Raw genomic sequence first — 13,140 nt, 5'->3', positions numbered from 1 at the left:
GCATGGCGATTTCGGACGTTGAAATCCCAGCAAAGAAAGATAGTCGGGCTCAAAAGACTGGAGGAGCGAAATATGCAGGGAGGGGAGACAGGCGAGCCGCCGGGAAAGCATAAACTCGTCTTATGTAACCATTCGCCATTGCGAATGGTGCCTCGAGGGAGAATCGAACTCCCACTCTGTCACCAGAAACGGATTTTGAATCCGCCGCGTCTACCAATTCCGCCATCGAGGCTTTGCGTATCAAGCTAGCCGGCGCGGAGTATACGAACCGGAAGAGGGGAAGGTCAATGGTCTGGGGCGAGTATTTCCGCTAATATATGCGCCCTTTTCTTCCCACCGGAATCACTCCAGCATGCGCGTCAGCGATTTTCATTTTGACCTGCCGGACAGTCTGATTGCTCATCATCCATTGGCCGAGCGGCGGGGCAGTCGTCTGTTGTACCTGGATGGACCGTCCGGGGAGCTGCAGCATAAGCACTTTGTTGATTTGCTGGAGTTTTTGCACCCCGGGGATCTGATGGTGTTCAACAATACGCGGGTTATCCCGGCGCGGCTGTTTGGCCGTAAGGAAACCGGGGGGCAGTTGGAAATCCTCATTGAGCGGGTGCTGGATTCGCACCGCGTGCTGGCCCATGTGCGCGCCAGTAAATCACCCAAGCCGGGCAGCAGGATCCTGTTGGATGGCGATGCCCAGGCTGAAATGCTCGGCCGACATGATGCGTTGTTCGAACTGGCATTCAATGAGCCGGTGCTGCCGCTGCTGGAGCGCATCGGGCATATGCCGCTGCCACCTTATATAGATAGGCCGGATGAAACAGCGGACCGCGAGCGCTACCAGACTGTTTATGCACAGCGTGAGGGAGCGGTCGCGGCTCCAACTGCGGGCCTGCATTTCGACAATCAGCTGCTTGAGGCCATAGCCGAGAAAGGCGTTGAAACAGCGCAGGTGACGCTCCACGTAGGCGCGGGCACTTTTCAGCCGGTGAGAGTAGAGCGCATCGAAGAGCATAATATGCACAGCGAGTGGCTGGAAGTCGGCCAGGCGGTGGTCGATGCCGTTAAAGCCTGCAAGGCGCGTGGCGGGCGCGTCGTCGCGGTGGGTACAACCAGCGTTCGATCGCTGGAAACCGCCGCGCAGGACGGGGAGCTCAAGCCCTTCAGCGGCGACACCGATATCTTCATCTACCCTGGCAAACCCTTTCATGTGGTTGATGCGCTGGTAACCAATTTTCACTTGCCGGAATCGACGCTGCTGATGCTGGTGTCGGCATTTGCCGGCTACCCGCAGACCATGGCGGCTTATCGCGCCGCTGTTGCAGAGCGCTACCGTTTCTTCAGTTATGGTGATGCCATGTTCATCACCCGCAACCCGGCCGCTACCGGACCCGAGGATATTCAATGAGTCATATGCAGTTTGAATTGCTGGCTACTGATGGCAAGGCCCGTCGCGGCCGGCTGACTTTTCCGCGGGGCGTGGTGGAAACCCCAGCCTTCATGCCGGTGGGTACATACGGCACGGTTAAAGGCATGTTGCCGCGCGACGTCGAAGCAATCGGCGCGCACATCATCCTCGGCAACACCTTTCATCTCTGGTTGCGACCCGGCACCGAGGTCATCAAGAAGCACGGCGATCTGCATGATTTCATGCAATGGGAAGGGCCGATCCTGACTGACTCGGGCGGGTTCCAGGTGTTCAGCTTGGGCGCCATGCGCAAGATCAAGGAAGAGGGCGTGTATTTCTCGTCCCCGGTGGACGGTGCCAAGGTTTTCATGGGGCCGGAAGAGTCCATGCAGGTCCAGCGCGATCTCGGCTCCGATATCGTGATGATCTTTGATGAATGCACGCCTTACCCCGCTGACGGGGAGGTAGCGCGCCGGTCGATGGAGCTTTCGCTGCGCTGGGCCAAGCGTTCCAAGGCAGCCCATGAAGGTAACCCCTCAGCGCTGTTCGGGATTGTGCAGGGCGGCATGCATGAAGAGCTTCGCATGCGATCGCTCGATGGGCTGGAGCAGATCGGTTTCGACGGCCTGGCGATTGGCGGGCTGTCGGTTGGCGAGCCCAAGTCTGAAATGATCCGGGTGCTGGATTTTCTCCCGCCGAAAATGCCTGCGGACAAGCCGCGCTATCTGATGGGCGTAGGCAAGCCGGAGGATCTGGTTGAGGGTGTGCGTCGCGGGGTCGATATGTTCGACTGCGTGATGCCCACCCGCAACGCCCGTAATGGTCACCTGTTCACCGATAGCGGCGTGATCAAGATCCGCAACGCGGTGCATCGCCACGATGATTCGCCACTGGATCCAGGCTGTGATTGCTACACCTGCCAGCACTTCACACGGGCCTATTTACATCATCTCGACAAGTGCGGCGAAATGCTCGGCAGCATGCTTAATACCATCCATAACCTGCGGCACTATCAACGTGTTATGGCCGGTTTGCGCGGTGCCATTCAACAGGGTACATTGTCCCGCTTCGTGGAAGATTTCTACGCTCGGCTAGGCCTGCCGGTACCTCCTCTTGAGGCTTGAAAAGCGCCAGGGAGGCCCCATTAAACTTTTCTTGCGCGTTCATAACAGGAGCTACACATGAGTTTTTTTATCCCCGCTGCCATGGCCCAGACTGCTGACGGAGCCGCTCCGATGGGTGGCGGTTTCGAGTGGGTTTTTCTGCTCGGTTTTCTGGTCATCTTCTATCTGATGATCTGGCGCCCGCAGGCCAAACGTGCCAAGGAACACAAGAATCTAATCGGCGGCCTCAGCGTTGGTGATGAAGTGGTCACCGGTGGTGGCATCCTGGGCAAGGTGCGCAAGGTGACAGACGAGTTCATCGTTCTTGAAGTGGGCGATGGTCACGAGCTCAAATTCCAGAAGGGCGCTGTAGTCGCTGCATTGCCGAAGGGCACGCTGAAAGCCATCTGATTCGTCAATAATCATCTGTCCGGGCGCCTCAATTGGCGCCCGGATCGTTAGCGGGCCCTCACATGCTCAATCGTTACCCTCTCTGGAAATACCTGCTGATCCTTGTGGTCCTCGGGCTTGGGGCAGTTTACGCCTTGCCCAACCTCTACCCGGACGATCCGGCGATACAGATTTCCGGCGCAAGCTCTACTCAAACTATCAGTGACAACGATCTCTCGCGCATCGAATCGGCGCTGGAGCAGGCTGGTATTGCGACCAAGGGCGTCGAAGTTGCAGACAACGGCAGTTCGGGCCTGGTTCGTCTGGTCAATCGCGGCCAGCAATTGCCGGCACAGGATGTGGTCAAGCGTACCCTGGGTGGCGACTACGTGGTTGCCCAGAACCTGGCGCCGACAACCCCCCAGTGGTTGATGAATATCGGTGCTGGTCCCATGACGCTCGGTCTGGACCTGTCTGGCGGTGTGCATTTCCTGCTTGAAGTCGACATGGAAAAGGCAATTGAAAACCGCCTGAATGTCTACGAGAGTGAAGTGCGCAGTTTGCTTCGCGGTGAGCGCGTGCGTTATCGCAGCCTGCCGAATCAGGGCAATATGCTGCAGTTCGGCTTCAATGATGACGAAGAGCTTGACCAGGCGCGCCGGATCGTTTCTCGCCAGTTCACCCAGTTTCAGATCACCACCGGCACGCGTCAGAACCTTCAGGTTCTGCAGCTGACCCTGACCGATGCGGAGCTGTCGGAGATTCGTGATTACGCTGTCAGCCAGAACCTGACGACAGTGCGTAATCGGGTCAATGAGCTGGGCGTCGCTGAGCCGCTGGTTCAACGCCAGGGTGCCAATCGCATTGTGGTTGAGCTGCCTGGTGTGCAGGATACGGCCGAGGCCAAGCGGATTCTCGGCAAGACGGCCAATCTTGAGTTCCGTCTGGCAGCAGAGCCGAACGCGCCGCGCGCCACGGTGGAAAGCTTCGATTTCCGTCAGGAAGGGCGTCCGCCTGCGGATATTGAACGCAGCATCATCCTTACCGGTGATCAGGTCACCGACGCGCAGTCGAATTTCGATGAGAACGGCCGGCCGCAGGTGAATATCCGCCTGGATGGGCATGGCGGTGAGCTGATGACCCGTGCCACGCGCAATAATATCGGTCGCGGCATGGCGGTACTCTTCATCGAACAACGCCAGATCAGTCGCCAGGTGCAGCAGGAAGTCGACGGCGAAATGCAGACGGTCGAAGTCCCGGCTTTCGTTGAAGAAAAATCCATCATCAGTCTGGCGACCATTCAGAGCACGCTCGGTAATCAATTCCGTATCACCGGTCTGGATTCCCCGGCTGAAGCCTCCGAACTGGCGTTGCTGCTACGCGCTGGTGGTCTGGCGGCACCGATGCATTTTGTCGAAGAGCGGACTATCGGGCCGAGCCTGGGCGCAGAAAACATCGCCAAGGGTATTTCAGCCACTCAGGTCGGTTTCGTTCTGGTGCTGATTTTCATGCTGGTGTTGTACAAGGCGTTTGGCCTGGTCGCCGGGGTTGCGCTGACCTTCAACCTGGTCTTGTTGCTGGCGCTGATGTCGCTGCTGGGTGCGACACTGACGTTACCGGGTATCGCCGGTATCGTGCTGACGCTGGGTATGGCGGTGGATGCCAACGTGCTTATCTATTCCAGGATCAAGGAAGAGGTCGCTGCTGGTATGTCTCCGCAGCGTGCCTTGCATGAAGGCTATGACAAGGCATTCTCGGCGATTATCGACGGTAACCTGACTACCTTGCTGGTGGGCGTGATTCTGTTCGCTATGGGTTCGGGCCCGATCAAGGGCTTCGCGGTAACGCTGTCGCTCGGGATCCTGACATCGATGTTCACCGCCATCATGGTGACGCGAGCCATGGTCAATCTGTCCGTCGGCGGACGTGACATCAAGAAGCTGTGGCTGTGAGGGCTCATCATGTTGACTAACAAAACCATCAATTTCATGGGCCTGCGCAAGTTCTTCTTTGCTGTGGCAGTGATCCTGATGATCGGCTCTATCGCCAGTCTGGCGGTCAAGCAGCTCAATCTGGGGTTGGACTTCACTGGCGGAGCGCTGATTGAGCTGAATTACGCTGAGCCGGCCGATCTTGAGGCCGTCCGCGGGATGCTTGGGGAGGCTGGCTGGGATGATGCCGTTGTGCAGAACTTCGGCTCATCCAGCGATGTGCTGATCCGACTTGCCAGCGAAAACCCTGATCTGGGGGCAGAGATCGCACGCCTGATTCAGGCGGAAGAAGGCGGCGACGTCACGATCAAGCGCGTCGAGTTTATCGGTCCGCAGGTAGGTGAAGAGCTGCGCGACAAAGGTGGCCTGGGTATGTTGCTGGCCATGGGCGGCATCCTGCTGTACGTCTCACTTCGGTTTCAGATGAAGTTCGCGGTGTCGGCCATCGTGGCATTGGTGCACGACGTTATCTTCACGCTTGGCGTATTCTCGTTCTTTGGGCTGTCCTTCGATCTGACTGTTCTCGCCGCACTGCTGGCGGTGATCGGTTATTCGTTGAACGACACCATCGTGGTATTTGACCGGGTTCGGGAAAATCTGCGATTGATGCGCAAGACAGAGCTGGAAGAGGTGATCAATATCTCCACTACCCAGACTCTGGCGCGAACCTTGGCCACTTCGGCATCGACCTTACTGGTACTGTTCGCGCTTTACTTTTTCGGCGGTGAGAACCTGCAGGGCTTTGCGCTGGCGCTAATTGTCGGCGTTGGTGTGGGTACTTACTCGTCGATCTACGTATCCAACGGCCTGTTGATGACAATGAACCTGACCCGCGAGGACTTGATTCCGCCGCAGCTAGAGGAGGCAGCGGTGGACGACCGTCCCTGATCGGTTTTCAGGCGACATAAAAAAACCCGGCTCTGCAAAGAGCCGGGTTTTTTGTGCGTTACCGCTAATTGTGCAAACTCAGCGCTTCATTGCGGGCGTCAGGTGCGGCTGGATAGCGGTGAGCACCGCCTTGAAGCACTTGGGATTGCCGGCCACGACATGGCCTTTCTCGAGATACAGGTGGTTGCCGGTGAAATCACTGACCAGGCCGCCGGCTTCCTGAATCAACAGGCTGCCTGCAGCCATGTCCCATTCCGCCAGACCAAACTCCCAGAACGCGTCGTAGCGCCCTGCGGCGACATACGCCAGATCCAGGCTGGCAGCACCGGCACGACGGATGCCGGACGTCTGGCCTACCAGGCTGCGGAACATGCCCAGATAATTGTCCAGCGCTTCCAGCTGGTTTTCCTTGAACGGAAAGCCGGTTCCCAGTAACGCGCCTTCCAGGCTCTTGCGTGCACTGACCCGCAGACGCTTGCCATTCAGTGCGGCACCCCGACCGCGGCTCGCCGTGAACTCTTCCTGGCGGACCGGATCCAGTACGACGGCGTGTTCGATACGACCTTTGATGCGGCAAGCAATGCTGACAGCAAAGTGGGGCACGCCGCGTACAAAGTTGGTTGTACCGTCCAGAGGGTCAATGATCCACACCACGTCGGCGCCTTCGCCCCGGCCGGGCTGGAAGCCGGACTCTTCGGCATGGATGCCGTGATCCGGATAGGCTTTGCGCAGGTGATAGATGATGGTCTGTTCCGCAGCTCGATCGACTTCGGTGACGTAGTCATGCGCCTCTTTTTCGTTGACGGTCAGAACATCAAGACGTTCTATGGAGCGGTAAATCTGTTCTCCAGCGCTGCGCGCGGCGCGCAGAGCGATGTTCAACATGGGCTGCATACGGATATCTCTTCAGAAGGAGCTGGAAAAGCGGCGAATTGTATCAGATTTGTTGGCGTTTAGTTGCCGCCGCGACAAACGCGACAGTCCGGATGCGAATGAACAACATAGTCATGGCGTTCAGGCTTTTGTACCATGCACGCCTTATTTTTCTCAGTGTGTTCCGGGAGTGTCCAGTGTTCGACAGAGTGCGCGTGGTCTTGGTCAATACCAGTCATCCCGGCAATATCGGTGGTGCAGCGCGGGCCATGAAGAATATGGGACTGACCCGTCTGGTGCTGGTGAACCCGGAGCGCTATCCCGATCCGAATGCCCAGGCCAGAGCGTCCGGTGCAGACGATGTGCTGGCTGATGCACGGATTGTCGCTACGCTGGAAGAGGCCATCGCCGACTGTACGCTGGTGATGGGCACCAGTGCCCGCGATCGGCGGATTCCCTGGCCGGTGGTTGATCCACGTGAGGCTGCCACGAAAGTGCTTGATCAACTGGATGATCAGGACGGCGCGGAGATTGCGCTGGTCTTCGGCCGGGAAGACTCGGGCCTGACCAGCGAAGAGCTGCAGCGTTGCCAGTTTCATGTGCACATTCCGTCCAATCCCGAGTTCAGTTCATTGAATCTGGGCGCGGCGGTGCAGGTGTTGGTTTATGAATTGCGCATGGCGCTCCTGCAACGTCAGGGTCAGCCAACTAAAATGCATAAACTGGAAACTACCAACCGGCAGAATGAGATCCCGGCTACTGCCGAAGATCTTGAGCGCTATTTCGCTCACCTGGAGCAGGTGCTGGTGGAGATCGGATTTCTTGATCTGGCAAAGCCCCGCCAGTTAATGCCGCGTTTGCGTCGCCTGTATGGCAGGGTCCAGATTAACCAGGTGGAAATGAATATATTGCGCGGTATCCTGACTGAAACCCAGAAAGCCATCGGCGTGCAGGCGTCCGGTGAGCGGAGACGTTAATCCATGTTCAAGCGCATGAAAGAAGACATCGCCAGCGTGTTTCACCGGGACCCAGCGGCCCGTAATACGCTTGAGGTGCTGTTCTGCTACCCGGGGCTGCACGCCATCTGGCTGCATCGGCTGGCGAATGCCCTGTGGGTTCGTGACGCCCGGCTACTCGCGCGGATGGTTTCAAACTTTGCACGCTGGGCGACGGGCGTCGAGATCCATCCCGGTGCCAGGCTGGGCAGGCGCTTCTTCATCGATCACGGCATGGGTGTGGTGATTGGTGAAACGGCCGAGATCGGCGATGACGTAACCCTGTATCAGGGCGTCACGCTGGGCGGAACCAGCTGGAACAAAGGCAAGCGCCACCCTACGCTGGAAGACGGTGTGGTGGTTGGGGCCGGTGCGAAAGTGCTTGGTCCCTTTACCGTAGGTGCGGGTGCGAAGATCGGCTCTAACGCTGTCGTGACCAAAGCGGTGCCTGCCGGTGCTACAGCGGTGGGTATTCCCGGGCGTATTATCCTTAAGGATCCGGCGGCGGCGGCCGACGACAAGAGCGCCAAGCGGCAGGCCATGGCAGAAAAGCTTGGCTTCGACGCTTATGGGGTGACCAGCGACATGCCAGACCCGGTTGCCAAGGCAATCGGTCAGATGCTGGATCACATGCAGGCGGTAGATGGACGGATCGAAGGCATGTGCGAAGCGCTCAAGGCGCTGGGTAGTGATTACTGCGCCAAGGATCTGCCGCACTTGAACGAAGAAGATTTTGAGGCGCTCAAGGATGATGCTTCGTCCGAAGATGATGCCGTTGCTGCCGAGCCGGCCACGCAACAGGTGAGGCGCTGAGATTGTTATGAAACTCCCGATTTATCTCGATTACGCGGCCACTACACCCGTTGATCCGCGCGTGGCGGAAAAGATGATGGGCTGTCTGACCATGGACGGCAATTTCGCCAACCCGGCATCACGCTCGCACATCTATGGCTGGCAGGCCGAGGAAGCGGTTGAGCTCGGGCGTCGGCAGGTGGCTGACCTGGTTGGTGCCGATCCGCGCGAGATCGTCTGGACCTCCGGCGCCACTGAATCCAATAACCTGGCCATCAAGGGCGTCGCGCACGCGCTGCGCGATCGCGGTAACCATATTGTTACGTCACGCATCGAGCACAAGGCAGTACTCGATAGTTGCAAGCAGCTGGAGCGCGAAGGCTTCGAAGTCAGCTATCTCGAGCCCGGTGCCGAGGGTGTCATCCCGGTCGAGACGCTCGAGGAAGCGATTCGCAGTGACACCGTGCTCATCACGCTGATGCACGTAAACAATGAAATCGGCACGATCAACGATATAGCGGCGCTTGGCGCTGTGGCGCGTGAGCGTGGTGTGCTGTTCCATGTTGATGCGGCGCAGTCGACCGGTAAGCTGCCGATCGATCTCAAGGCGCTGCCGGTCGACCTGATGTCATTCAGTGCGCACAAGACGTACGGCCCCAAAGGCGTTGGCGCGCTGTTTGTGCGTCGCTCGCTCGGTGTACGCCCCGATGCGATCATTCATGGCGGTGGTCATGAGCGGGGCATGCGCTCCGGTACGCTGCCGACCCACCAGATAGTCGGGATGGGGGAAGCCTTCGCTATCGCTGGTGCTGAGATGAACGCTGAATGCGAGCGTATCAGCAGCCTGCGCGATAGCCTGATGCAGGGTCTGAGCGGGTTGTCGGGTGTGCATCTCAATGGCAGTGCCGAGCAGCGTATCCCGCATAACCTCAATCTCGCATTCGACGCTGTGGACGGCGAGCTCCTCTTGCTCTCCTTGCGCGATCTGGCGCTGTCCACCGGTTCTGCCTGCACCTCGGCCACGGTGGAGCCTTCCTACGTGCTGCGCGGTATTGGTTTGCCTGACGCGTTGGCGCACAGCTCCATTCGCTTGTCTCTGGGTCGCTTCACCAGCGCCGAGGATGTTCAGCGCGCGGCTGCGGTGCTGTGTGATGTGGTCGGGCGCCTACGTCAGGCTGGCTGATCAGGCGCGGGCTTTTATTTCCGGATAAGACCCGCGCCGCTGTTGTTACGTATTTCCATCCAACCTGCGTATAATCCGCGGGTTAACAAATCCTTGTAATCCACTATCCTCAACTTATCTATCTGGAGAGTTTCATGGCCGTTGAACGCACCCTGTCCATTATCAAGCCCGATGCCGTTGCCAAGAATGTCATTGGCCAGATCATCAGCCGCTTCGAGCAGGCCAATCTGAGCGTTGTTGCTGCAAAAATGGTACAGCTGTCGCAGGCCGACGCTGAAGGCTTCTACGCTGAACACAAAGAGCGTCCTTTCTTCAAGGACCTGGTTGGTTTCATGACTTCTGGTCCGGTTGTTGTCCAGGTTCTGGAAGGCGAAGGCGCAGTCCTGAAAAACCGCGAGCTGATGGGCGCTACCAATCCGAAGGAAGCTGACGCAGGCACCATCCGCGCTGACTTCGCTGAGTCCATCGACGCAAACGCTGTACACGGGTCTGATTCCACTACCTCCGCGGCACGTGAAATCGGCTATTTCTTTGCTGAAACCGAGCTGTGCGCGCGCACTCGCTGACCAGTAATTTTTCATACCAAAGTGATGTGAACGCCATGACTGATACAAACGGCAAAATCAATCTGCTGGGTCTGACCCAGCCGAAAATGGAAGCCTTCTTCGAGCAGCTCGGGGAAAAGCGTTTTCGTGCCGGTCAAATCATGAAGTGGATCCATCACTGCGGTGTGGACAGCTTTGATGATATGACCAATATCAGCAAGGCCCTGCGTGAAAAGCTCAGGGCTGTCGCTGAAATTCGCGGCCCGGAAGTGGTCAGCGAAGATATTTCCAAGGATGGCACGCGCAAGTGGGTTGTGCGCGTGGCGTCTGGTAGTTGTGTTGAAACGGTGTACATCCCGCAGAACGGACGCGGCACTTTATGTGTTTCGTCCCAGGCTGGTTGTGCGCTGGACTGCAGTTTCTGCTCGACAGGCAAGCAGGGTTTCAACAGCGACTTGAGCGTGGCCGAAATCATTGGCCAGGTGTGGGTGGCGAATAAGTCATTCGGCAGCGTTCCGGCCACGGCGGATCGGGCCATTACCAACGTCGTCATGATGGGCATGGGCGAGCCCCTGCTTAATTTCGACAACGTTGTGGACGCCATGACGCTGATGATGGATGACCTCGGCTATGGCATTTCCAAACGCAAGGTAACGCTGTCTACCTCGGGTGTGGTACCGATGATCGACAAGCTGGCGACGGTGACTGACGTCGCGCTGGCACTGTCATTACACGCCCCGAATGACGAACTGCGCAACCAGCTGGTGCCTCTGAACAAGAAGTACCCGCTGAAGATGTTGCTCGAATCATGCAACAACTACATGAAGCGGCTCGGTGAAAAACGCGTTCTGACGATTGAGTACACGCTGCTCAAGGATGTCAACGACCAGCCCGAGCACGCTGAGCAGATGATCGAGTTGCTGCGGAACACGCCGTGCAAGATCAACCTGATCCCGTTCAATCCGTTTCCGCACTCCGGTTACGAGCGGCCAAGCAACAACGTGATTCGCAGGTTTCAGGATATCTTGCACAAGGCGGGTCATAACGTGACGGTGCGATTGACCCGGGGCGAAGATATCGATGCAGCCTGCGGGCAGCTGGTTGGCCAGGTGGCCGATAAGACGCGCCGCAGTGCCCGCTATATTGCGGTTCGACAGCTCGCCGCTGACGAGCAGATAGAGTCGCAACCATCTGTCGCTAGTCGTTAATAACGGCAAGGTAATTTTATGATCAAGCCTGTAGTCGCAATATGGATATTGAGTCTGGCGTTGACTGGCTGTGTGACAACCGGAGAGTCGTCACGCAAGCCGTCCGATCCGAAAGCGGCGCGCGATGCTTATATACAGCTCGGCCTGGGTTATATGCAGCAGGGCGAAACCGACAGGGCCAAGGCGCCTTTGAGCGAAGCGCTGAAATTGGACGCTAATTCGGCTTCGGCCCACACTGCGCTAGCGCTGGTTTATCAGCAGGAGGGCGAATACCCGTCGGCGGAAAAGCATTTCCGTTCAGCGCTACGTATTGAAGGGAACAATCCACGCATTCTGAATAATTACGGTGCCTTTCTGCTAAGCCAGGAGCGGTATGAAGAGGCGCTCGAGCATTTCCAGAAAGCCTCCACCGATACGCTTTACAGCGAGCGCTCCAGAGTATTCGAGAATCTCGGGATGACGCATCGGATGATGGGGAATACCGAGCAGGCAAAAGCCAGTTTCGAAAGGGCGTTGCGGCTTAATAGTCGACAGCCTCAGTCGATGCTGGAATTGGCCAGGCTGGAATTTCAGGAGCAGAACTTCGTTCCTGCCTGGGAATATTATCGACGTTTCGAGCAGTTGTCGGGGCAGAACGCATCCAGCCTCTGGTTGGGCGTTCAGCTGGCGCGCCGGTTTGGCGACCACAATCGTGCCGCGAGTTATGCCCTGCAGTTGCGTCGTTTGTATCCCTCAAGCGCAGAGGCCAGAGCGCTCAAGGAGTCTGAATCTTCATGAGTTCGCGCGAGATTGATACTTCGGGTAACCAGTATTCGCAGGGAGCCGTGGACGCCGGGGCAGTGTTGCGCGACGCCCGTTTGCGCCATGGCTTGAGTGAAGACGAAGTGGCGAGGAGCCTCCGGCTGTCGCCGAAAATTCTCGAATATATCGAAACAGGGCAGTTCGAGCGGCTGCCGGGCGAGACGTTCGGTCGAGGTTATATCCGCGCTTACGCGCGTCTGATGAATCTGGACGCAGATCCGCTGGTGCTTGAGTATGACCGGCAGATGGGGGTCAAGGAGCGTGCGCACGCGGTGCACGGTATCGACAAGACAGATCGTTATACGGCGGGGCGCAGTAACAGGATGTGGTTGAGCCGTGGCGCGCTGATCATCTTTCTGGTGATAGCCGGTGCGGTATTCCTTTGGTGGTACGAGAACCGCGAAGCTGAGCAGGCCGCTGTATCGCAGTTGGACGAGCGTCTGTTCGACGAAGTGCTGGTCGACTCACTGCCATCACCGGTGCCATTGCCAGGCATGCGGCATGCAGCAGGTCAGGACATTACAGTGGTCGAGCCTCTTGCCCCTGGCTTGCTGCAGGTGGCTGCGGTCGAGGCAGAAGCCGTCGCCGAGAGTCGGCAGGCCCAGGACGCATCCGTTGAGTCGGCCGAATCGGCAGGCGAACCGGCCGCGGTTGCCGGGTCGACGAGTCAGGCAGAGCCGGCCGAGGCCGCTTCTGACGCGGCCTCGGCCGGTCGGGCAGCCAATGGATTGCACATGCGATTCAACGATACCTGCTGGGTACAGGTCAGTAGCGCGGAAGGCAAGGCACTACATACCCAACTCATGCAGGCGGAGCAGTCGCTCGATATCGATCATGAAGGGCCGTTGCAGGTCGTCATTGGCGCCATCGAAGCCGTATCCGCCATCGAATATCAGGGCACCAGGCTGGATACCGCAGCGTACAAACCAGCAGGTGTCGTCCGGCTCAAGCTGGGCCAGTAGGAGTTAA

At 58.0% G+C, this 13,140-nt stretch carries 13 protein-coding genes and 1 tRNA gene; 12 read left to right on the top strand and 2 right to left on the bottom strand.

The features are described from left to right. Positions 1-145: 145 nt before the first annotated feature. Positions 146-232: transfer RNA gene (locus HG264_RS09800), tRNA-Leu, on the bottom strand. Positions 233-352: 120 nt separating this feature from the next. On the opposite strand from HG264_RS09800, the gene queA reads away from it, so the two are divergent. The 5 genes from queA (at position 353) to secF (ending at position 5,774) form a co-directional block, all read left to right on the top strand. Then, complete coding sequence (gene queA / locus HG264_RS09795; protein WP_169407482.1) at positions 353-1,402, top strand: tRNA preQ1(34) S-adenosylmethionine ribosyltransferase-isomerase QueA; 1,050 nt, start codon at positions 353-355, stop codon at positions 1,400-1,402. A gap of 5 nt (positions 1,403-1,407) precedes the next feature. Beyond that, a complete protein-coding gene (tgt, locus tag HG264_RS09790; protein ID WP_169409085.1) occupies positions 1,408-2,526 on the top strand; it encodes a tRNA guanosine(34) transglycosylase Tgt in 1,119 nt (372 codons plus the stop codon). Between the two features lie 57 nt (positions 2,527-2,583). Then, positions 2,584-2,916 carry a preprotein translocase subunit YajC gene (gene yajC / locus HG264_RS09785; RefSeq protein ID WP_150299437.1) on the top strand — a complete coding sequence of 111 codons (333 nt, stop codon included), beginning with the start codon at positions 2,584-2,586 and terminating at the stop codon, positions 2,914-2,916. A 62-nt stretch (positions 2,917-2,978) separates the two neighbouring features. Continuing rightward, positions 2,979-4,847 carry a protein translocase subunit SecD gene (secD, locus tag HG264_RS09780; protein WP_169407481.1) on the top strand — a complete coding sequence of 623 codons (1,869 nt, stop codon included), beginning with the start codon at positions 2,979-2,981 and terminating at the stop codon, positions 4,845-4,847. A gap of 9 nt (positions 4,848-4,856) precedes the next feature. Beyond that, entirely contained in the window at positions 4,857-5,774 is a 918-nt protein-coding gene (gene secF / locus HG264_RS09775; protein ID WP_169407480.1) for a protein translocase subunit SecF, read from the top strand. 78 nt (positions 5,775-5,852) lie between these two features. On the opposite strand, the gene suhB is transcribed toward secF, so the two are convergent. Then, positions 5,853-6,668 carry an inositol-phosphate phosphatase gene (suhB, locus tag HG264_RS09770; RefSeq protein ID WP_169407479.1) on the bottom strand — a complete coding sequence of 272 codons (816 nt, stop codon included), beginning with the start codon at positions 6,666-6,668 and terminating at the stop codon, positions 5,853-5,855. A gap of 176 nt (positions 6,669-6,844) precedes the next feature. On the opposite strand from suhB, the gene trmJ reads away from it, so the two are divergent. The 7 genes from trmJ to HG264_RS09735 all read left to right on the top strand — a co-directional run bounded on the left by trmJ (position 6,845) and on the right by HG264_RS09735 (position 13,133). Further along, on the top strand, positions 6,845-7,624 hold the full coding sequence (gene trmJ, locus HG264_RS09765) for a tRNA (cytosine(32)/uridine(32)-2'-O)-methyltransferase TrmJ (RefSeq protein ID WP_256663854.1): 780 nt from the start codon (positions 6,845-6,847) through the stop codon (positions 7,622-7,624). A 3-nt stretch (positions 7,625-7,627) separates the two neighbouring features. Beyond that, the gene (gene cysE / locus HG264_RS09760; RefSeq protein WP_169407477.1) at positions 7,628-8,455 is read left to right on the top strand and encodes a serine O-acetyltransferase; all 828 of its coding nucleotides are present in this window, start codon (positions 7,628-7,630) and stop codon (positions 8,453-8,455) included. A gap of 7 nt (positions 8,456-8,462) precedes the next feature. Continuing rightward, positions 8,463-9,617, top strand: coding sequence for an IscS subfamily cysteine desulfurase (locus tag HG264_RS09755; RefSeq protein ID WP_169407476.1), 1,155 nt, complete (start codon positions 8,463-8,465; stop codon positions 9,615-9,617). A 134-nt stretch (positions 9,618-9,751) separates the two neighbouring features. After that, on the top strand, positions 9,752-10,183 hold the full coding sequence (ndk, locus tag HG264_RS09750) for a nucleoside-diphosphate kinase (RefSeq protein WP_169407475.1): 432 nt from the start codon (positions 9,752-9,754) through the stop codon (positions 10,181-10,183). Positions 10,184-10,218: 35 nt separating this feature from the next. Next, on the top strand, positions 10,219-11,370 hold the full coding sequence (gene rlmN / locus HG264_RS09745) for a 23S rRNA (adenine(2503)-C(2))-methyltransferase RlmN (RefSeq protein WP_169407474.1): 1,152 nt from the start codon (positions 10,219-10,221) through the stop codon (positions 11,368-11,370). 18 nt (positions 11,371-11,388) lie between these two features. Next, on the top strand, positions 11,389-12,147 hold the full coding sequence (pilW, locus tag HG264_RS09740; RefSeq protein WP_169407473.1) for a type IV pilus biogenesis/stability protein PilW: 759 nt from the start codon (positions 11,389-11,391) through the stop codon (positions 12,145-12,147). Next, positions 12,144-13,133, top strand: a complete 990-nt coding sequence (locus HG264_RS09735; RefSeq protein ID WP_169407472.1) for a RodZ domain-containing protein — start codon at positions 12,144-12,146, stop codon at positions 13,131-13,133. The genes pilW and HG264_RS09735 overlap by 4 nt, the downstream gene beginning before the upstream one ends. The last annotated feature ends 7 nt before the right edge of the window (positions 13,134-13,140 follow it).

It is taken from the genome of Pseudomonas sp. gcc21, assembly GCF_012844345.1.
In the GTDB taxonomy this organism is placed as follows: domain Bacteria; phylum Pseudomonadota; class Gammaproteobacteria; order Pseudomonadales; family Pseudomonadaceae; genus Halopseudomonas.
The sequence above is the reverse complement of the archived record's forward strand: the minus strand, read 5'-3'. Positions and strand labels throughout refer to the sequence as shown.